The sequence below is a fragment of the Pseudoalteromonas luteoviolacea NCIMB 1944 genome (genome assembly GCF_001625565.1).
GTDB classification, from domain to species: domain Bacteria; phylum Pseudomonadota; class Gammaproteobacteria; order Enterobacterales; family Alteromonadaceae; genus Pseudoalteromonas; species Pseudoalteromonas luteoviolacea_F.
Map to the genome: position 1 here is coordinate 40395 of NZ_AUXS01000040.1, position 20765 is coordinate 61159.

Annotated in this window: 15 protein-coding genes; 11 read left to right on the forward strand and 4 right to left on the reverse strand. The window is 43.1% G+C overall.

Annotation, left to right across the window (positions count from 1 at the left end; all coding sequences use genetic code 11):
• Positions 1-45: 45 nt before the first annotated feature.
• Positions 46-834, reverse strand: coding sequence for a serine hydrolase (locus tag N483_RS14745; protein WP_023398243.1), 789 nt, complete (start codon positions 832-834; stop codon positions 46-48).
• 128 nt (positions 835-962) lie between these two features.
• Positions 963-1829, reverse strand: coding sequence for a helix-turn-helix domain-containing protein (locus N483_RS14750; RefSeq protein WP_023398242.1), 867 nt, complete (start codon positions 1827-1829; stop codon positions 963-965).
• 512 nt (positions 1830-2341) lie between these two features.
• Here N483_RS14750 and N483_RS14755 point away from each other — a divergent pair.
• From N483_RS14755 to N483_RS14765, 3 genes are all read left to right on the forward strand, one after another.
• Positions 2342-5314 carry a TonB-dependent receptor gene (locus tag N483_RS14755; RefSeq protein WP_023398241.1) on the forward strand — a complete coding sequence of 991 codons (2973 nt, stop codon included), beginning with the start codon at positions 2342-2344 and terminating at the stop codon, positions 5312-5314.
• Between the two features lie 1111 nt (positions 5315-6425).
• Positions 6426-7673, forward strand: coding sequence for an MFS transporter (locus tag N483_RS14760; protein ID WP_023398240.1), 1248 nt, complete (start codon positions 6426-6428; stop codon positions 7671-7673).
• Position 7674: 1 nt separating this feature from the next.
• A complete protein-coding gene (locus N483_RS14765; RefSeq protein WP_023398239.1) occupies positions 7675-8550 on the forward strand; it encodes an ROK family protein in 876 nt (291 codons plus the stop codon).
• A 67-nt stretch (positions 8551-8617) separates the two neighbouring features.
• Here the strand turns inward: N483_RS14765 and N483_RS14770 are convergent, their stop codons facing one another.
• Complete coding sequence (locus N483_RS14770) at positions 8618-10795, reverse strand: fasciclin domain-containing protein (protein WP_036975384.1); 2178 nt, start codon at positions 10793-10795, stop codon at positions 8618-8620.
• 452 nt (positions 10796-11247) lie between these two features.
• Between N483_RS14770 and N483_RS14775 the strand changes: the two genes are divergently transcribed.
• Positions 11248-11874, forward strand: coding sequence for an NAD(P)H-dependent oxidoreductase (locus N483_RS14775; RefSeq protein WP_023398237.1), 627 nt, complete (start codon positions 11248-11250; stop codon positions 11872-11874).
• Between the two features lie 245 nt (positions 11875-12119).
• On the forward strand, positions 12120-12584 hold the full coding sequence (locus tag N483_RS14780; protein ID WP_023398236.1) for a hypothetical protein: 465 nt from the start codon (positions 12120-12122) through the stop codon (positions 12582-12584).
• A gap of 177 nt (positions 12585-12761) precedes the next feature.
• Here the strand turns inward: N483_RS14780 and N483_RS14785 are convergent, their stop codons facing one another.
• Complete coding sequence (locus N483_RS14785) at positions 12762-12986, reverse strand: hypothetical protein (protein ID WP_023398235.1); 225 nt, start codon at positions 12984-12986, stop codon at positions 12762-12764.
• A 455-nt stretch (positions 12987-13441) separates the two neighbouring features.
• Between N483_RS14785 and N483_RS14790 the strand changes: the two genes are divergently transcribed.
• From N483_RS14790 to N483_RS14815, 6 genes are read left to right on the forward strand one after another with little or no spacing between them, the layout of a single operon-like run.
• The gene (locus N483_RS14790) at positions 13442-14710 is read left to right on the forward strand and encodes an efflux RND transporter periplasmic adaptor subunit (RefSeq protein WP_023398234.1); all 1269 of its coding nucleotides are present in this window, start codon (positions 13442-13444) and stop codon (positions 14708-14710) included.
• Between the two features lie 24 nt (positions 14711-14734).
• Positions 14735-15457, forward strand: a complete 723-nt coding sequence (locus N483_RS14795) for an ABC transporter ATP-binding protein (protein ID WP_023398233.1) — start codon at positions 14735-14737, stop codon at positions 15455-15457.
• Positions 15458-15467: 10 nt separating this feature from the next.
• Entirely contained in the window at positions 15468-16757 is a 1290-nt protein-coding gene (locus N483_RS14800) for an ABC transporter permease (RefSeq protein ID WP_023398232.1), read from the forward strand.
• Positions 16758-16767: 10 nt separating this feature from the next.
• Positions 16768-17991 carry an ABC transporter permease gene (locus tag N483_RS14805; RefSeq protein WP_023398231.1) on the forward strand — a complete coding sequence of 408 codons (1224 nt, stop codon included), beginning with the start codon at positions 16768-16770 and terminating at the stop codon, positions 17989-17991.
• 57 nt (positions 17992-18048) lie between these two features.
• Positions 18049-19314 (forward strand): sigma-54-dependent transcriptional regulator, encoded by a 1266-nt coding sequence (locus N483_RS14810; RefSeq protein ID WP_023398230.1) that lies wholly within the window; start codon positions 18049-18051, stop codon positions 19312-19314.
• Entirely contained in the window at positions 19307-20599 is a 1293-nt protein-coding gene (locus tag N483_RS14815) for a sensor histidine kinase (protein ID WP_023398229.1), read from the forward strand. Before N483_RS14810 ends, N483_RS14815 begins: the two co-directional genes overlap by 8 nt.
• Positions 20600-20765 lie beyond the last annotated feature (166 nt).

Genomic DNA, 20765 nt, shown 5'->3' on the forward strand with positions numbered 1-20765 from the left:
TAACGAAGTTACCTCTTTTTTTGTGCGTGAAACGGTGTTGCTCTTTTAAATTATCTTCAGTGCCTTGAGCGTTGCATGTGCTTTATCCACACGTACATTCACCATTTCTTTGAATGAGGGGGCATGCATATTAAATGCAAAATAGTGTGTTCCTTGGGCGTTTTCTATTTTACCTACATACCAACCTAAGTATGTTTTTTTAGCAATAGGGCCTGTTCCTGTTTTAGCGTATAGCTGATACTCAGGTGTACTTTGTTTTAAGAAAATCGCATCGAAAGTTTGGTAAGTTTGCTTGCTTAATCCAAGCGTTTTATCGTCGAGTTGACGTAAGAATTCAATTTGTTCCATTGCTGAGATTTGCAGGCTTGAATTGAGCCAAAACTCGTCTAGCGGACCGTTGATATCTTGGTTTCCATAGTTAAATTGTGACAAATAGGTCTTTATTTCGGGCTTGCTTAGTGAATTGGTCCACATTTGGTATAAGGGGAGCACTGAGTAGCTAAATGCATCCTTCACTTTAATATCGTCACTTTGCCAGACACTCGGCCACCATTTCTTTACCGGGTATGCTTGGGTATCAACTTTATAGCTTGTCTTGGTATCAATTTTTTGCTCTTCAAGCAAAATCAGCGTATTGGGGATCTTGTATGTAGAGAAAGGGCTAAAAGCACGTTCTGCCCGGGACTTATTGATGACTTGCCATTTATCTGTTTGTTCACTGTAAACCACCATGGTACAGCGTTGATCTTTTTGACACCCTTCTTCGGCAAAGGTGTCATGAGAAGTGGAGAGTATTAGCCCGCTGGCGAGCAGCGCACAGAGTTGAAACCGCATGGTTGTTCCTTGGATCTATTTTTATTTTGTGTGCAAATTACCTAGTGACAACTGACTTTACCCTGAACTGACCCCTTTTTGACAATCCTAGTGTTAAAGTCAGTTGTTAGCTTGTGGATAAAGCATTTTTACAGCAGGGCTTTGTGCTGTATTCGAGAGCGAAATTGACTCGGGGTGCAGGCCTTAATCGCAAGAAACCGCCTGTTAAAGTTTGACAGGTTATTAAACCCGCATTGATCGCTGATCACAGTAATGGGTGCTTTAGAACTGATCAGTAATTTACAGGCTCTGGCAATACGTAACTGATTGATAAATTCTGTGACTGTTTTTTCGGTGCGCTTTTTAAAGAATCGATGGAAATGGTTGGTACTCATGTGGGCTTGCTCAGCTAATAGGTCCGCATTTAATTGCTCAGTATAGTTTTCATAGATGAAGTTGATCACGCGATCAAATTTGTCTTTCGCCGGATCTTGTTGATTAGCGTAGCTAAACTCCATACTAGAAAGCGTGTCATAGTCGCTGGTCGCCATCAAGTTGAGCATATTAAATAACAGTACATATCGCTCTAGAGGGTTAGCTTCAGCCATCTGGATAAACAGTTGCTCAGTGGTCCTAGCAAGGTGTTCACTGAACTTTAATCCGCACTTTGCCTTGTGCAGCAGGGTGTGCAAACTTTCAAACTCTTTGTTGAGCCGCAGTTGCTGCTCTAGCCAAAGTGCTGGGATCTGTGCGACATATACTTTTTGCATACTGCCATCATGATTAGGTTTTGACTGCCATGTATGGGGGAGTTCAGGTCCTAATAAGACTAAGTCATAGTCACCGAATGGCGCAATATAGTCGCCAATATGACACACACCTTTACTATTTAATGTGAGGCATATCTCATACTCTGGGTGATAGTGCCAATTGAATGGAATTTCATTTAACTGGTATAAACAGTATCGCCAAGAACAATTGGTTGAAGGTATGATTTTTTCGCACATCGCTCTCATAATATTGTCCTTAATTTTTGTTCTTTATATGTTTTAAAAATATTTAACGAGCACATGTTGTAAGGTAATTATTCGACGCTTAAGCCTTTAAGCGTTATTACTCTTTGTTACATATATTTAAATACTCAATCACCTATGTAAAACGTGGTGATACATTTCAAATCAATCATAATACTTATCTATCCACTTCATATTCACCTCGGGAACTGCCATGTTTTTCACGATTAATACCTAATAAAGGTTCATCCACTGAGATGACAGCGCTGTTTATTGATAGATTTGTACCTGTATGAGATAGAAAATGCAAACATCTTGTCTCCCTGACTGCTCAAATATGTAAAGGTTGAAATTAGAGTTGTTAATTTTAAGTAGCATTTTTCGTTACGTGATTTATTCAGGCGCTCAGTACCCTTGGGCGACTAGGTCAAGGTGTTTACTTAGTTAATAAGTGTTGAGTTTTCTCTAATTTTCTTTTCAAAAACAGATAAAAAAATAGATCAGAGAGAAAAGTGATGAAACATAATTTATCTCCATTTAAACGGTCACGCGTATCTTTTGCTGTTATGGCTGCTGTTCTGTCTGTTGGCGCATATGCAGAAGATGCAGGTGTTCAAGCAGAGCAAGTTGAAGTTATCGAGGTTCGCGGGATCAGAGCCTCTACCGAACGAAGTTTAAATACCAAGCGATTTGCCGATGGTGTGGTTGACTCTATTACAGCTGAAGATATCGGTAAATTACCGGATATAACCATTGCTGACTCTCTGCAACGTGTTCCGGGGATCCAAATTCGTCGCAGTGCTGGTGAAGGTTCTACTATCAATGTCCGTGGTATGCCTCAGGTAACAACCTTGCTTAACGGAGAGCAATTTTTAAGTGCAGGCTCTATCACTAAAGTGCAGCCGGACTTCACCGATATTCCCTCCAGCTTGGTTGGCTCTATGAACGTGATGAAATCGCCAACCGCAGACACCCTTGCAGGTGGTATATCCGGTACGGTTGATTTATTAACGCGTAAACCCTTTGATCTGGAAGAGGGGTTCAGTGGTGCGGCACTGGCGGAGGCTTCAACGGGGTCATACTCAGAAGAAACAGATCCAAAGTTTATGGTGTCCGCAGGCTATAACGGTGACCGCTTTGCGGTGCTGGCTACCCTTTCGTACGATGAGGCAAACCTGGCAAACTACCGCTATGGTTCGACTGATGATGGTTGGGCATATGCGCCGTTTGAAAACCACGAAGAAGTGTCATGTTGGTTTTGTCCCAAACAGGATATGAATGGTGATGGGGACTCTGATGACGCCGAATTCACTTATGTGAGTTACGGTATTATGAACCGCTTCACTGAGCGTGAGCGCCTCGGCGCAACGGTAAGCTTCCAAGCTCAGTTAAGTGACAACTGGACCTTCAGTAGTGATGTTTTTTATACGGATATGGATGATGCTGATCGTCATAAAGGGATCACAGCTGACAATGCTTGGGGCGGTCACTGGCACTGGCAAGATCAGCATGACCCCATTAACCGGGGTGTGCTAGATAATGGCCACAACCTGTATACAGCGCAAGATATAACGCTCAATTCACCGCGTGTTGTGTCCCACTCAGAAAGTCATACTAACCAGCGTGAGTCAACAAACTTTAATTTTGAGTTAGAATTTAAAGGAGACGGTAATTTTTCCGGTAAAGCGCGTTTTATTACTGCGGATGCTGAGCGTAGCCACACTGAAAACGTCGCTCAGGGTTACCTGACCAATGGCCTTGCCCATGGCTTACGAAGAAATGATGGCACAGGTCCAATTGCTGTAAATCCTGGCGGGTATGGGCCAAACCCTATTCCGATGCGTTTGAATTTCAAAGGCAAACATCCTTCATTGACTGGGCCTAGTGAGCTGCAAGGAGAGGTCTTTGGCTCCAATATCAACCGCTATGCCATTGTCTCTACCTATTCCGAAAATAACTATGACGAAGAAGCGAGCTTAGATGTTTTGCGATTGGATGGTGAGTATCAGTTTGACTATAAGCACCTTGAAAAGATGTCATTTGGCGTGCGAGTTGGTCAGCGTGACGTAACACGTGATCAGTTTGTTTTGCTCGCGCCTTTTTCCAACCCTGTGGGCGAGGGCAGTGTCAATGTCATGTGGAAAGATCAGGGATTGGCTGCATTTGATACAAATGGTGATGGGGAAGTTAGTGTCGTAGATGGCGATATTACCATGGGAGCTAATACACCATTTAATTTTACTGGTTTGCCAGAAGGGTGGGTGGAAAAAAACAGCGACTTTGGTCCAGTTAATTTAGGTGAATACTATTTCGTTGATCCGCGCCAACTTGATGATCCGTTTGCATTTCAAAATGCGCTCTATCCGGGCAATATCAGAGGTGGAGTGCCTGGAAGCTCTTATAAAATAGAAGAGCAAACGCAGTCTGTTTATTGGCGCGCCGATCTATCAAATGATTTTTATCGTGCTAACGTGGGTTTTCAATACATAGAAACCGATCTTGATATCGTACAAAACGAAGTGGGTGATTCTATTTGTACTAACTGTCCTGGTGAAGTGGCAAAAGATGTGGGTGACATTGTAACCGCACGCTCTTACAGTGACTTTTTACCGTCTGTGAATGTGGCGTTTAACCTGAGAGACGATGTAATTTTGCGTACATCCTGGGGTAAAACAATGACACGTTTGGACCTAAAGTCACTCGGTGGCGGTCTTACGATTAGCCGAGCTAGAGCGGGTGATGAGTTGGCTGCCAGCGAAGGGATCAGCCCGGATCTACTGATCGCAACTAACGCTACCATGCAAGGTAACCCAGATCTTGAGCCTTGGCGCGCAGAAAATACCGATGTGACATTGGAATGGTATTTCTCGCCAAGTGCGCTGGTTAGTGTTGCATTGTTCAACATTGATTTAGAGTCATTTATTGAATCTGCACAGTGGCAGATCGCCGCAGAAGATGGCGATGGTGTAGTGCGTCGTAATGTTACAGTGAATGGTCAAATTAACGGTCAAGGTGGCACGATGGAAGGTGCGGAGTTTAGCTACCAGCAAGCTTTTGACTTTTTGCCCGGTTTTTGGAGTGGCTTTGGTGCTGCATTCAACTATACATATTCGGAAAGTGAAAGTGGCAAAGAAGGTTTTGGTGGGGAGCCATTGCCGCTTGAAGACAACTCTAAAGAATCAGGTAACGCAGTTTTATGGTACGAGCAGTATGGGTTTCAATTCAGATTGGCCGCAAACTACCGCTCCAAGCGTTTGCATACGGTGTCAACACCAGGTGGTATGGGTAATATAGGTGTTTGGACAGAGCCGACTACCTACATTGATATGTCTGCAAGTTATGACATAAATGACAATCTTACTGTGTATATGTCAGGCAGCAACTTGACCGAAGAGTATGAATCACAATACGCGCAGTGGCAAGACAACCGCATGGCACAAAATATCTATGAGCGCCGCTTTACTCTGGGTGTACGTGGTCGCTGGTAGTCACTAACTTCCTTTTCATTATCGTAGCACAAAGGCCTTAACGGCCTTTTTTGTTAGCAGCAGAGTAATTTCCAATGATGTTTCTTCAGTGGTGCTAATTGCAAAAATGAAGCCTGCGCCTGTGAGTCTGAGGATTTAATCTCAACTTAATATAATTGCATATACATCATGTTAATACGCCAAAAATTATCAATACTACTAATGCTGTCACAAAGGAACAATTGGTTATGTAAAGTTGTGCAACTAGCGTAAAAGGGTGCTCAGTTATGTCAAGCACAACCAGAGTGAGTAACATAGTTCAAAGCGGCATAGGTTGTAGTGCAAGAGATAAAGAGGGAGTCATCATGAGGCGAATTAAGGCGTAAAATAGCTGAGAAGCCTTATTCAGAAAATGATTGGGGTTTATACCAATATTATAAATAAACTTATACTTCAAAATGTTAATGTTAAATCACTAAAGTATGATGGCTGAAGTTAGTAGTCTAAATGGACTTGGAATGACGATTATCTGGTGTCACAAAGCAACGAAAAGTCTAGATGTTAACATCGTAGGCTTATGCGGTTGGCCGGGTGAAAATAGTACAATATCTAAAGTGTAATCGACACAGCTTTAGCACAAAAGTGAGAGTTACAAAGCCAATTTGATACCATATATAGTTGCTATAACTTTATTTTTTCTAATACTTATGATGGGTAAATGTGAATGTTATAGTGTTAAGTTTCGAATATGAATTCTTTAGGTTTACTTTTAATCAAGCTATTCAACGAGCAAAACTGCGCAGCAGCCTCTGCGATCCATGGTTACAATTTCAGACGCTATAATTAAAGTTATGTGATAAATCAGTATTGAAATCAAGCCTTTCAATCATGCTTATCAGTGCAAACAAGGTAACAGGAAATACTAACATACAGGGGTAGGTTGTCTGTTGCTGCTGGTGGGCTTGAATTGTATTGATAAAGGATTGAATAGTGCCGCAATATGAAGTTAATTGGCGGCACACTAACCTTATTTGACGAGTTAAGGTGATGGCGGATTCCCCTTGGATCATTTGTCTGCCAACAAACAGATCCTATTTTTGCCATCGCCTTTTTATTAAATAAGGTACTAGTAATGAAGAAGAATTTGCCTGCGGTGCTTGTGGTTCTCGCGACGTTCTTTACGATCTCTTTTATCACCAATATTCTTGGTCCAATCTTTCCTGAATTGATAAAAAGCTTTGATATCGGCATTGTGCTGGCTGGCTTTTTTCCTTTTGCTTTTTTCGCCGCCTATGGCGTAATGTCTATCCCGGCAGGTTTGTTAGCGCAGCGTATTGGCGAAAAATTTGTCATGTTGATCGCTTTTAGCTTGGCTGCCAGCGGCTCGCTGCTTTTTGCACTCTTACCCAGCTTTGCACTTGCCATGTTTGCCCTATTTATGATTGGCAGTGCCATGGCATTTTTACAAGTAGCCATCAACCCTCTTTTACGCCGCGCCGGTGGCAGTGAACACTTTGCCGTGTTATCTGTCGTGGCGCAATTGCTGTTTGGTGCTGGCGCGACCCTCTCACCAGTTGTATATGTCGGATTATCTGAGACGGCCCAAAACTCTAACTCTTTGATGAGTATTCTGGTTCCTGCGCAAATGGAGTGGCTAAGTATGTATTGGCTATTTGCTTTGGTGTGCTTGGCGATGTTGGTGTGGAGTGCACTGACTCGCTTTGCTGTTGTTGACGACGAGCACATGGCAAATTACACCTTAGGTGACTGTACGGCGTTATTTAAGAATAAAACAGTCATAAAGTTCTTTTTTGCGATTGCAGCCTATGTTGCTTTGGAGCAAGGGATTGCGAATTCCATAGCCATTTTTTTACAGCAAACCCATGATCTAGATGCAAAAAATGTTGGGGCTAAAGTGGTGAGTCAATTTTGGCTTATGCTGACAATCGGTTGCATGGTCGGCTTGGTCTTGATGAAGTTATTCGACGTGCGCAAGGTGCTTGTGTGGTTTTGTCTCGGCGCGGGAGTGAGTTTGGCAATGGCGATATTTGGCTCTGCCGAACTGGCATTGATTGCATTTCCTGCCGCAGGGTTTTTCTTATCCATTATGTGGTCCGCGTTATTTTCATTAGCGCTGAATTCATTTGCTCAAGGACACGGTGCGATCGCTGGGATCCTATGCACGGGTATTGTTGGCGGAGCGGTGGCTTCACCATTAATTGGGGCCGTGACGTATATATCTGGTTCATTGACGCTAGCGCTATGTTTGTTATTTATTCCTTTGGGGTACATGGCTTATATAGCAAATTCATCAAATCCGTTGGTAAATAACCATACATTCCGTCTTTTTGAAAGAAAATCACCAGAGCAGGAAGCATAAGATGTCAGGAATGATTGTTTGTATTGACCTTGGTGGTACTAAAGCATTGTGTGGTTTAGCGAAACAAGGGCGTGTAGGGCAGGTGAAGCGCTACCCAGTGCCAGCTTCAGGCACAAAGAAAGAAGTGACTAGCTATATTGTCGAGCTTGTTAGAATGACGATAACTGCGGATTGCATCGGCGTAGCCATTGGGATCCCAGGGGTTGTAAATAGTGACACCGGAGAAGTGTTTGAAGTTACAAATATACCAGCGTGGCGCGATGTACAGTTGGCTGAGGAGTTAAGCCAACGGTTTCACGTCCCTGTTCTTGTTCATAATGATGTCAATTGTTTCACTTTTGGTGAGTACCGCTTTGGAAGTCATGGTGGTGACTTTATGCCGTGTAAAAACATATTGGGAGTTTGCCTAGGTACAGGGCTTGGTGCAGGGGTGGTGATTGACGAAAAGTTATATACGGGGCGATATGGGTTGGCAGGAGAATTTGGCAGTGCGCCTTATCTTGGCAAAACCATTGAAGACTATTGTAGTGGCCAGTTTTTTAATCAGCAGGGGACGGACGGTGCGTTTCAATATCAATTGGCCAAAGCAGGCAATGTAGAATCGCTGAAATTATTTGAGCAACTCGGTACGCACCTTGGAATAGCGTTTGCTCATATGCAGCTAGCTTATGATCCAGACGTGATTGTATTGGGGGGCTCGGTAACCCAAGCCTATGACTTATTTGGCGAGCATATGCTGTCATCATTTACACAGTATGAGCAGTGCAAACAATTGAATATTCGCGTGAGCCAGCTTCCTTATGCAGCATTGTTAGGGGCATGTGCACTGTTTGAGCAAAAATATAAAGTTGCTTCTTTTGAGAGGGAATGTATCTAGATACCTTTCGAAATAAGGTATGGTTGGCTAATTCAGACAACCATACCTAACTCAAAGGAAGAGGAAACTAGTCGACAGATGTGATCACAGTATCAATTAAATGCACCACCCCATTTGCGGTGTAAATATCTTTTTGGATCACATTACTGCCCTCGATTTGCAGCCCTGATGTAGGCAAGCTAATATGCGACCAATTATTGATAGCGCTGCCTAACATGTCCCCAGGTGCTGTGTCTGACGCATACAGATAAAGCGGACGTCCCAAATAGGCGACTTGCATTTGACTGTCTTGACGAGCAATCAAACTCAATCCAGGAATGTTGGCGATTTGTGCTTGTGTTGCAATCACAGGGGGCCACGCGGCTGCACATGCGTCGTTGCACTGGCTCTGTGCAAAGCTCAGGTCGTTATCAAATACATATAGCGTGAACCCAGCTTTGTCGTGCCCTTTGCCTGCGACCAAAGTCTGCTGGTTTGCGTCGTAAGCCACGGCATCGGTTTCGCTATTGGTTGTTCCTGCAAAGTCAACGACTCTAATATCCAACATGTTTTTTGCGATCGTTTCAACTTGTTTACCATTGAGCTTAAGTGCAGTCATAGCAGGCGCTTCGAGTGCAAGTACATGTTGGGTCAGTACTTGGGTTAATCCTGCTTGGTCGGCCAATAACGCGTTGAGTGTATCAGCTGGAATTTTTTGAAATGCGCGGTTGGTTGGTGCAAACACAGTGAACTGAGCACTTGTGTCAGACAGGGTATCGACCAAGTTTGCTGCTGTAAGTGCCGTCACCAAGGTTGATAAGTCATCGGTTTCCGAAGCCACTTGTGCAATTGTTGTGTTAGAAGTTACTTTCTCAGCTGGTGGCATAATGACCTTATCCAACACATGAATAACGCCATTGTCCGCTTTCACATTGGCTGTTCTTATAACTGCATCGTCAATGAATAACTTACTATCCACCGTACTTAGCGCCGCCATATCGGTATTGGCCATCGTAACCATATTGTCTTGAGAAGAAGCAATTGCGGCAGCTGCGTCAGACATCACACTCTGACCAGAGACAACATGATAAAGTAAAATATCTTTGAGCATTTCAGTGTCAGCGCCGAGTGCATCTAATGTAGCTTGTCCAAGCGCTGAAAAAGCGTCATCCGTTGGCGCGAATACGGTAAACTTCACCGTGGGATCAGACAAGGTTTGGTCCAAACCGGTTGCACTTAATAGACTGATCAAGGTGTTGAATGAACCGGCGTTAGAGGCAACTTCGGGGATCAAGCCAAGAGACTCGGGCACAGTTATATCTCCAACAACAACGGCATCCAGTACATGAATAATCCCATTTGATGCGCGTACATCCGTTTGTGTAACTTTGATCCCAGCGAATTTTAGCATGTCAGCTGCCGGGTCAATGGCCACGCTTTTTTGATTACCCAACAATGTTGTGGCGTTTTTACCATTGAGTGACATTGCGGTTACTGCATCCACGCTGCCCGAAACGATGTGTTGTTTTAAGATATCACCGAGGACATCGGGGTTGGCCAACAGAGTATTGATGGTACTAGTCCCGAGTGCGGCAAAAGCGGCATCAGTGGGTGCAAAGACTGTGAGCGGATCAGAGCCTGTCAACGCGCTAGTGAGACCGGCGGTTTCGACCGCCTTCAATAAAGTAGTAAAGTTACCATCTTGGGTCGCGACTTCCGCAATATTTTGGGATGGTGTTGATTCTACAGGTGGCATGAGCACGGCGTCGATAACATGAATTATACCATTGTCAGTTTGAATGTCTGTTTGTGTAACGGTTGCGGTGTTGATCAGCAAACTTTCACCAGATAGAGACAGTGCAATTTTTGCCCCGTTTACGGTGTCAGCTGTTTGTCCTGCGAGCGTCAACGCCGTTTCTGCATTCACTTCGGAATTGAGCACATGATAAGTTAGAATTTTGCTGAGTGTATCTGTGTCAGCTAACAGGTCATTAATGGCCTGTGTACCCAACAATTCGAAAGCAGCATCAGTGGGTGCAAACACGGTAAATTTATTGTTCGTATCATCTAGTGTTGCGTTTAACCCAGTCGCATCGAGCGCTGCAACTAAGGTGTTGAATGACCCTGCTGCTTTTGCAGCGTCATAGACTGAGTTTTCTGGTTGGTGTGGCTGTGGGGTTATAACTGGGTCGTCGTCATCTGAACAAGCAGAGAGAAGCCCAACAATGGCAACAATAGCCAGTTTTGCAAGTACTTTCACGATCATCTCCATTGGAGTGGTTAATTTTCCGGCAATACGGGCTTGGTTTAAATTCAGATCAGGTGTTTCAAGTATAAAAAACTAACTTTCTTAAATTTTTATTTCGACAACAGCAATGTTTTTAATCAATGGTTGTTGATTTATATGTTTGATTTTATTTGATATTTATTTTTAATCCACCATACTTAAAGTTAAGCTAACTCGCTTTTAAAAAAAGACAAAAAACTTTAACCTAAATATGATAAAGAATTTAATCGGCTGTATTTTGTACACTTTAAGTTCGGTTAACATCAACTGAAACAAGGTGAGATTAGATACCGACAAACTGCAAAAGTATCAAGTTTGAGCTGGTGTAAATAATGAGTTTTAGTTTGGCGCGCTGTAGAGGAACTTTTTCATGATTCACAACTCTATGATTTAAATAGAGTATAAAGATAATATCTGACAAAGGAACCACAATGCATGTCCACTTAGTCGTAGCCCACCCAGAAAAGTCTTCTTTCAATTATGCACTACACTGCGTTGCCATCGAAACTTTGAGCGGTATGGGCATTAGATATAGTGAATCTAATTTATATGCTGACTCGTTTAACCCCGTAGCGGGACACGATGACGTGATAGGGTTTCCTGATGGAGAGTCTTTCAATCTTGCCAAGGCACAGCGCTTTGCGCTGGAAAACAATGCATTTATTAGGCAAATCAAACACGAACAAAACAAGCTTAAAGAGTGTGATGTTTTGGTGCTGCAATTTCCACTGTGGTGGTGGTCATTTCCGGCCATTTTAAAGGGGTGGATTGACCGAGTGCTTACATCCGGGTTTGCCTATGGGGAAGGTGCAACCCTAAAAGCGAAAAAAGTGATGTACTCTATCACAACTGGAGGGGCTAAAAATCAGTCTGAACTCGACTACTATCAAGCAAAAATAGACGGCTTGTATCAGGATGTATTTGCCTTCATGGGCTGGGAGATTATCCCGCCATTCATTGCCCATGGTGTGCAACAAAAAAGTCACCAACAGCGGCTTGATATACTTGCAAGTTACACGGCTCATATACAAAAAAAATTGACGTTAGCGCAAAGTTAGGGGGCTTTTACTTGAGATATTGCGCATGATTTTACAGTCATGGTTATTTATATTAGAGTTGTACCCTATGCGGGGTCTTAATATGAGTAAAGGGAATGTGAGGTTAGTTTGGAAGGCGCTAATTTAGTCATTACTCTATTAACTAAATATATCAACATCACAGTTAGTGAATAGCATGAGCGGCGTAATTGAACGACTTAAATCGCGATTACTGTCGCCAAAATGTCAGTGAAAGGAAGCAAGCAGTGAAAAAAGCACTATTAATCACAATTCTATCTCTTATTTCTTGTCTGGCATATGCCAAAGGTGATCTAACCCGCGCGCAGCTAGTCGCAAAAGCCAATGGGTTTGTTGCGGCGAAAAATGCACGCCAACAGCCAAATTCAACGCGTAAAGATATTGAATATTTTCTCTCATTATTGGCCGATGAATTTGTAGACGAACACGTTAAATACAACTTTACATACACCAGTAAAGCCGTACTACGAGATGACATGGTTGCTAAACTCAAAGATAAAGTCATCCACAGTCACATTGAAATTAATAATATGATGATTGGACGTAATGTCGTGATCATTAAAATGACAGAATCTGGCCAAGTTAAGCCCGCACACTTGGACAAAACCATCGACTACAAAACAACCAATATAGTGTCACTAGAATTTGATAGCAGCGGATTAATTACGCACATACGACGACATCATGGTTAACAATGGCCATTGGCGATGAGCTGATGGTGCTGTGTTATCAAACTTATTGCTAGATACAATACTGGTAGTTTGATCAAAGCTTCGTAAAAGTAAATAAGGGAGTAAACTCCCTTTTACTAGCGTATATCTAGGAAATAATGAACTGGTGTATCAACTCGCTATCCTGTCGATGGTTTATTAGTAGTAGCGGATCTCACGCACTCTGTAATCATATAGCTTTGTGTTGTAGCGGCAGCTGCCTACAGAGCGGTATTCAACAATATACACACCGATCCCTTTATACGTATTTACATACTGCCAAGTACAGTTTTCCACAACACCTGCTGGAGAGGTTGTCCAAGCACTTGCGCTGCTAGCGAAGACCACGAACATTGAACAGATTAATAGTTTAATTTTATGCATAGTTATTCCCTTGTTTCCATTGTGGTTTATTGAATTAAGTTGGTACTTACCCTAAAAGATGAGATTGAATTGTTCAATTGTTGACCATGTGATCTGATCGCATTTCATGTACAACCGCGTGATCAGTATTGAAGGAGTATCTTTATTGGAAACAAGAGTTGTATTTGCAGCGCTGAATCAATGGTGCGCTGTAGTGCATTTAGCCCTAGTTCACCGCGTTGAAATTTTGACAAGTTAATGAAAATCGCGACGGGACAGGTGGACGGACACGGGTGTGGACACTGAGTGTCCACACCCGTGTCACTGTGACACTATTGGACAGCGCTGGTGTCCATTCGGACACCAATTATTTCCCATATTTATAAAAGTTTATATTTTTCAATGGTTTATTTTTATTGAAATTTTGGCACTGTCCTCGCTTATACCTAGGTATATCAATTAACAGGTATAGGATTATGATTAAAGGAACTCAGTCTCAGGATGAAGTCATCGCGCCAAGTAAGGCAAAAAGCAAACTTAAATATGTTGTGTCAGCGGTATTTATGACACTTTTCACTGTGCTGTCTATCCCGGCGATCAGTCAATGGTACTCAGGGATCAAAACGGTTTCATACGAACAATTGCTTACCGCTAAGGTAATTAAACAAGACCTAATTAGAGATGCATCAGTATCTGGTCGTTTGGTTGCTGCCAATGCTCCACAGGTCTATAGCCCTGAGCCGGGTCAAGTTACTTTACTAGTTAAACCTGGAGATACTGTTGAAAAAAACACAGTGATAGCCACTTTAGAAAGCCCTGAGTTGAGTGCGCAAATAGAACAGCAGACTTCGTTATTGTCGCAATTGAAGTTAGATGCCGACCGAGGCACATTGGCAGATGAAGAGGCGCAATTGGACTTAGAACGCAGCTTAGATGAAGCTGTGGTACGCCTCAATGCTGCAAAGCGTGAACAGCAGCGCTCGCAAGAATCTTTCGATAAACAAGTGATAAGTGAGTTAGATTATGCGCGCAGTCAAGATACGCTGCTTGAAGCTCAGCTAATGCACAAACATGCTCAAAAGCGTGTCAGCATGGCAAAAAAGCGCCTAGATTTTGAAGCGCAAACTCGTGACTTATCTGTTAAACGCCAAACTCAAATATTGCAAGAGTTACAGCGCCGAAAGCGCGCGCTAGAAGTACGTGCACCTGTCAATGGTGTGGTGGGAAGTTGGCTAGTGCAACAAAAAGAGCAAGTGGCAGATGCACAGGCCTTGATGAGCATAGTTGACTTGTCAGAATATGAAGCAGAGTTACAAGTGCCTGAGTTTTATGCAGATGATTTAGGCATTGGCTTAAATGTTGAGATCACATTTTCAGGTCAACAGTACCAGGGTGCGATCAGCTCAGTGTCACCAGAAATTAAGCAAAACCAAGTTGCTGTGCGAGTTAAATTGGCATCTGGCAACAATGTAAAATTGCGCCAAAACCAACGTGTAAATGGGCGAATCGAATTTGAGAAAAAATCGCAGGTTCTGCAAGTAAAACGAGGACCATTTTTAACCAGTTTTGGTGGTAAACAAGCCTTTGTTATTCGCGACCAAGTTGCGCAATTAATGAATATTCAAGTGGGGGCATCGAGTGTAGAGTACGTAGAGCTACTCAGCGGTGTTCAAGAAGGTGATGAAGTGATCATTTCAGATTATGACGCATTCAGCCAAAGTAAAACTTTTAAAATTTCAAAATAATTAATAAGAATTAAGGATCTCATTATGCTTTCTATGAAAAATATTAGCCGAGTATATCGCAGTGAAACCATTCAAACTCACGCACTGCGCGATTTTAATCTGCAAGTTGAGGCTGGCGAGTTTGTCGCTGTGACAGGACCATCGGGCTCGGGTAAATCAACGTTTTTAAACGTGGCTGGATTACTCGATGACTTTAATGAAGGGGAATATATCTTAGATGGGACAAGTGTAAATGGTTTGTCAGACGACGACCTGTCTCGTCTGAGAAATGAAAAAATAGGATTTATCTTTCAAAACTACAACTTGATCCCTGATTACAGTATTTACGACAACGTGGACATGCCACTGCGCTATCGCGGCCTGAGTTCAAAGCAAAGACGCAGTCGTATTGAGCATGCGCTTGAGTTGGTGGGCCTTGCCAGTCGTCATGCCTATTTGCCAAGCCAGCTCTCTGGTGGTCAGCAGCAGCGTGTTGCCATCGCTCGAGCTTTGGCTGGAGAGCCTAAAATTTTATTAGCGGATGAACCAACAGGTAACCTCGACTCTTTAATGGCGAGACAGATCATGGACCTGCTCAAAGACATTAACAAAGAGGGCAGTACCATTATTATGGTGACCCATGATCCGGATCAGGCTCGTGAGGTGAATCGCAATATTCAAATCATTGATGGGCAGATCACAGACTACAGCATCTACGCACCAGTCAGTAAGGCGCAACAAACCAGTCAAGAACCGCTGTCGATTTAAGGAGCTCACAATGGAAATGTTTACCTATTATGTCCAACTTTGCATACGAAACTTTAGACGAACACCGCTATTTTTCGCTTTGATCATGCTTACTTTATCAATAGGCATAGGAACTTTACTGGCCAACTTATCCATGCTGTCATTGATGTCGCAGGACCCTATTCCGGGAAAAAGTGACCAAATATTTAGTGTGAATATGAACACGTACGCGGGGGCAAATAATACCTTTGGTAGTATGCACACCATAAGGTATAGCGATGCCAAAGCGATTGTTGATGCAGGAGTCGCGCATCGCGCTACGATGCACTATGCGACCCACGTTTACAGCCGTCGTGCAGATTCGCAAGACTTAACGCGTTATTCAAGCGCAACGCGTGCAACCACAGCGTCTTTTTTCGCCATGATGGGGGCTGAATTTGCGTTTGGCGAAACGTGGAAAAATGAGCACAGCAACAGCATCGTGATTGGCCATGAACTTAACATCAAATTGTTTGGGGGCGAAAACAGTGTTGGTGAACAGTTAGAGTTACAAGGCCAAATTTATAATATCGTCGGGGTACTAAAACCGTGGATCATGAAGCCTCTATTTTATCATGCAACAGAAGGGCGAGCGTTTAACAAAACCGATGATATTTTTGTGCCAATTGAAGTGGCGATTGATAATAACTGGGCCGTACACGCCCGTACATTGTCAACCGATGACTACACCACCTTAAGTGAAACAAGACAGATAAATGCATACTACATTCAATCGTTTGTTGAACTGATAGACGCTGAGCAGCAACTCGCTTTTCAGACCTTTATTGATACCTATGCACAGCAGTTGCACGAGAAAGGTAATCATCGTCATGAAGTCGACAATCGCTTATATGATGTCAATGCGTGGCTTGAGCAAAACGAAGTGATAGACAAAGATCTATTGGCGTTTACATTTGCCACTGGGCTGTTTCTACTCGTATGTATTTTCAATGCCAATAGCTTAATGTTGTCGCGCTATCAAGCAGGGCAGTTTGAGTCCAATTTAAGGCGCGCTGTTGGTGCAAGTCGCAAACAGGTGTTTTATCAAGGGGTTATTGAAAGCGTTATTTTAGGTATAACGTGTGCATTGGTATCCTTGGTGCTGGCAATCAGTTTGTTGGCTTTGTACCGTCAGCTTTTTGAAGACCTAGCGCCGGTAGCAGAATTACCCTTGCATATGGTCGTGATTGGGTTCGGTGTGGCGCTCACATCGAGTTTATTAAGTACGATTTACCCATTGGTTCAAGGCGCTCGTACGCCATTGGCAAGTATTTTAAAGTAGGGGCAGGCTGATGAACATAAAAGCACTATTTAAATCAATGTTACTGCGCAAGTTTGCGACGGGCTTACTCATTTTTCAACTGGTTCTAACTATCGGGCTAGCTTGCAACAGCTTATTGCTAAGTATTGAAGCGAATGAAAAGTTATCTCGTGATGTTGGCTTTGATATGGAAAATGTGTTGGCATTCCAAGTACGCCCCACATCAGAAGCTTTCTTAGATGCAGATTTCTTTTTATCAGTCGTTGATGAAGACATGGCTGCATTGGCAAATCTCGAAGTGGTAGACAGGGTGACGTATACCAACCAGTTACCGTTAATGCGTGGCGGGAACTATCATTCAATTGAAGATATTAATCACCCAGAAGATATGCCCGTTGACCGTCAATTTAGCGGCATACCTACCTACTATGTTGGGCAAGATTTCTTTACGTTATTAGATGCGCCAATTCACCTTGGCAGAAACTTTAACGAGGGCGACAATGCGACACGTGGTTATTTAGAGTCCCCTGATTTTGAGCCTAATATCATTATCTCTCGAGCTTTGGCTGAAGCGCTTTACCCAGGGGAGTCAGCGGTTGGAAAACAAACAATAGAGGGGCGCATCGTCGGTATAGTTTCTGACTTTGCGATTAGGCCTACACGCAAATATCCTCATTACGGTATTTTTAAATTTCGCAATATGGCACGTGCGCAATCTAGATTGATCTATTTGGTTAAAGTGGCGCCGGGTGATTTAAAGCAAACTAAACAGGTGATTAGGGATGCGCTGAAAAAAGTACATCCTGAGCGCGACATACGTGAAATGATAACCATGAAAGAGCATCATAGTGACTACTTTAAACAAGCAACCAGCTTGGCCACATTATTTAGTTTATTGACGGGATTTATGTTACTAGTAACGATGATCAGTTGCTTCGCACATGCGCATTTTCATGTTTCAAAGCAGAAAAAGCTCATTGGGATCAGACGTGCATTAGGCGCGCGTAAAAAAGATGTGTTGCTGTATGTGTTGAGTGAAAACTGGTTGGTGAGTGCGATTGCAGCAGGACTGGGCGTGGCCAGTGTTATTGCCATTAATATGTTGTTAGCTAACGTTATTTTAATGCCTAAACCCGATGTAATGAGCTATTTGATTTGTGTTATTATCGTGTTTATTTCTGGTACCGCAGCAACTGGGTTACCAGCTTGGAAAACAACAAAAATAGCGCCTGTCACAGCGACTCGCACGCTATAAATAATAAGGAATCAACATACAGCGGCATAATAGTCGCTGTATGTATGCAGAGCACATATGAACACAATTCTCGTTGTTGATGACAACCCTGATATTTTAGATGCACTAGATTTGCTACTGAGCATTCATGATTACCAAGTACTGAGTGTGACCAGTGTAAAAGAAGCGCTATTGGCTGTGTCGCATCAAAAGATCGACTTGGTGATCCAGGATATGAACTTTAGCGAAGGCACCACATCAGGAGAGGAAGGCAAACAGTTATTTAGTGCGCTAAAAGAGCTCAATCCGTCACTGCCGATTATTATTATCACTGCTTGGAGCCAGTTAGAAACCGCTATTACATTGGTAAAGTCTGGCGCCGCAGATTATCTTCCCAAGCCTTGGGACGACCAAAAGTTACTTGGTGCGATCAAAGAGCAGTTAGCGGTCAAGGCGACACAATCAACTGAGTGCGCGCTCGTTTACCAAAGCAAAGAAATGTCAGAGCTTATCTATACTTCAACCAAGGTTGCAGCGGCAGATATCAATGTGCTTATCACAGGTCCGAATGGCTCTGGCAAAGAAAAACTAGCTGACTTTGTACATCACAAATCTCAACGTGCCACAAAGCCTTTTATCAAGGTAAACATGGGCGCTATTCCACAAGAGTTGATGGAAGCAGAGCTGTTTGGCGCGGAAAAAGGTGCGTTTACTGGGGCAAATCAAGCCAGAGCTGGACGATTTGAAGCCGCAGATGGAGGCACTCTGTTTTTAGACGAAATTGGTAATTTGCCGCTCTCAGGTCAAATGAAACTATTGCGGGTTTTGCAAACCGGAGAGTTTGAGCGGCTGGGTTCCAATGTGACGCAAAAAGTGGATGTTAGGGTGATCAGTGCGACCAATGCAAATCTGCAACTCGATATTAAAAATGGTGATTTTAGAGAAGATCTGTTCTATCGATTAAATGGAATGGAGTTGACTATTTTGCCACTCAATAAGCGCAAAGCGGATATTATACCGCTGGCGAATCACTTTATTGGTGACGCGTATACTTTATCAAAAGATGCCGAACAATTTTTGATGCAATACACTTGGCCGGGCAATGTACGCGAGCTTGAAAATACCTGTAAGCGAGCACTTATTTTTGCTGAGGGGGACTGTGTAACCGCAAGTGCGTTCCAAGGGCAGGAACAAACTTCAATACTGAGCGAAAAAGAACATATGCAGCAGGTGTTGGACAAGCACAACTGGATAATTGCGCATGCAGCACAGGAGCTCGGTTTAAGTCGCCAGACCCTTTATCGACGCATCGAAAAGTTCAAACTGGAAAAGAGCGATGACTAAGTTACTGACCTTTTTCTTTTTGTGCCAAGTCGCTTTTTCTCTTGCTGGGGTTGTATATGGCCCTGACTATCCGCTGGTTTTTTTACTGATTGGCACAGTGATGTTTAGTTTAATTGGCTACATGTATCACAGATACAATAAGGCACAGGCCAATATTCAGCGCAGCATTGAACAAGGCTTGTTAAGCCTGATTGATGGGGATTTTTCAGTCAGTATCGCGCCCAAAAAACACCCAATTTACGACAGTGTTTTTACAGTATTTAACCAGTGTGCAGAAAAGTTGCGAAAAGAGCGGCAACATCTATATCAGCGTGAAATGCTGTTAGATAAAGTGCTCAATACGTCGCCTGTGGTCACGTTTTTAGTGAGTCCAGATCACAAAATTATTTTTGCCAATCGGGCCGCTGAATTAATGTTTAATCACGGTGAGTCTTTGTTAGGGCACGATTGGCTAGCTATTCGAAGCGAATTGGACGGTGGGTTTGCAGAGGCACTTCAAAATAGCGGAGAGAGCATTTTCACGCTCAAAGATGCCAGTGGTGATGAGCAAGCTTGGCACTTGGCAAAGTCAGGGATGCGTATTCATCAGGCTAGCCATACCTTATATCTATTGAAAAGCATCACACATGAGCTTGGTCGCCAAGAAGTACAGACTTGGAAAAAAGTCATCAGGGTACTTAGCCATGAGCTAAATAATTCAATAGCCCCTATCAGCTCCATGTGTCATTCAGGTCAGTTACTTGCGCAGAATCTAGAAGAACCTCGCCTCGATAGAGTGTTTAGCTCTATATCGCGGCGGATAGGTCATTTAAATGAGTTTATCAAAGGCTATGGTGAGCTATCCAAGCTAAAGTTACCTAGCAAAACACTGATCAGATGGCCAACGTTGCTAGAGCAATTAAACGCTCTGTACCCATTTGAATTGACAACTGAGATCCCTGAATCATCGCTGTATGCCGATGAGCACCAGTTGGAGCAGGTACTTATCAATATTCTGAAAAATGCCCATGAAGCACAAAGTGAGCAAGCACAGTCACCTCCAGTGCAAGTACACTTTATTGAACTAGAGCAACAGGGAATTACCATTGAAGTGCGCGACTTTGGCACGGGCATGGCCCAAGAGGTACTTGAAAACGCTCTGCTACCGTTTTATTCGACAAAGCATTCGGGTACTGGACTTGGTTTAGCATTGTGTCGCGAGATCATCGATGCACATCAGGGCAAGCTCGCTTTTCGCAATTGTGAAGATGGCGGTGCCGTTGTCAGTGTTTATTTGCCATGTTGATCCCCAGTAATAACAAGCTCCACTGTAACAAGGGCAGGCATTACATAATCTGACTTATATATTAAGAGTGTTATTTATTTTATTTGTACCTTTAGTGGCTGTTGGACCCTCATACCGTCGAAAAATGAGCAAGGTACATACTAGGAAATCACTAAGCGCCAGCATA

Excerpts from the sequence above, each read along its gene's own strand:
- N483_RS14795 (WP_023398233.1), top strand. The coding sequence starts at position 14,735 with ATGCTTTCTATGAAAAATATTAGCCGAGTATATCGCAGTGAAACCATT.
- N483_RS14800 (WP_023398232.1), top strand. The coding sequence starts at position 15,468 with ATGGAAATGTTTACCTATTATGTCCAACTTTGCATACGAAACTTTAGA.
- N483_RS14750 (WP_023398242.1), bottom strand. The coding sequence starts at position 1,829 with ATGAGAGCGATGTGCGAAAAAATCATACCTTCAACCAATTGTTCTTGG.
- N483_RS14745 (WP_023398243.1), bottom strand. The coding sequence starts at position 834 with ATGCGGTTTCAACTCTGTGCGCTGCTCGCCAGCGGGCTAATACTCTCC.
- N483_RS14755 (WP_023398241.1), top strand. The coding sequence starts at position 2,342 with ATGAAACATAATTTATCTCCATTTAAACGGTCACGCGTATCTTTTGCT.
- N483_RS14770 (WP_036975384.1), bottom strand. The coding sequence starts at position 10,795 with ATGATCGTGAAAGTACTTGCAAAACTGGCTATTGTTGCCATTGTTGGG.
- N483_RS14775 (WP_023398237.1), top strand. The coding sequence starts at position 11,248 with ATGCATGTCCACTTAGTCGTAGCCCACCCAGAAAAGTCTTCTTTCAAT.
- N483_RS14805 (WP_023398231.1), top strand. The coding sequence starts at position 16,768 with ATGAACATAAAAGCACTATTTAAATCAATGTTACTGCGCAAGTTTGCG.
- N483_RS14760 (WP_023398240.1), top strand. The coding sequence starts at position 6,426 with ATGAAGAAGAATTTGCCTGCGGTGCTTGTGGTTCTCGCGACGTTCTTT.
- N483_RS14815 (WP_023398229.1), top strand. The coding sequence starts at position 19,307 with ATGACTAAGTTACTGACCTTTTTCTTTTTGTGCCAAGTCGCTTTTTCT.
- N483_RS14790 (WP_023398234.1), top strand. The coding sequence starts at position 13,442 with ATGATTAAAGGAACTCAGTCTCAGGATGAAGTCATCGCGCCAAGTAAG.
- N483_RS14810 (WP_023398230.1), top strand. The coding sequence starts at position 18,049 with ATGAACACAATTCTCGTTGTTGATGACAACCCTGATATTTTAGATGCA.
- N483_RS14785 (WP_023398235.1), bottom strand. The coding sequence starts at position 12,986 with ATGCATAAAATTAAACTATTAATCTGTTCAATGTTCGTGGTCTTCGCT.
- N483_RS14765 (WP_023398239.1), top strand. The coding sequence starts at position 7,675 with ATGTCAGGAATGATTGTTTGTATTGACCTTGGTGGTACTAAAGCATTG.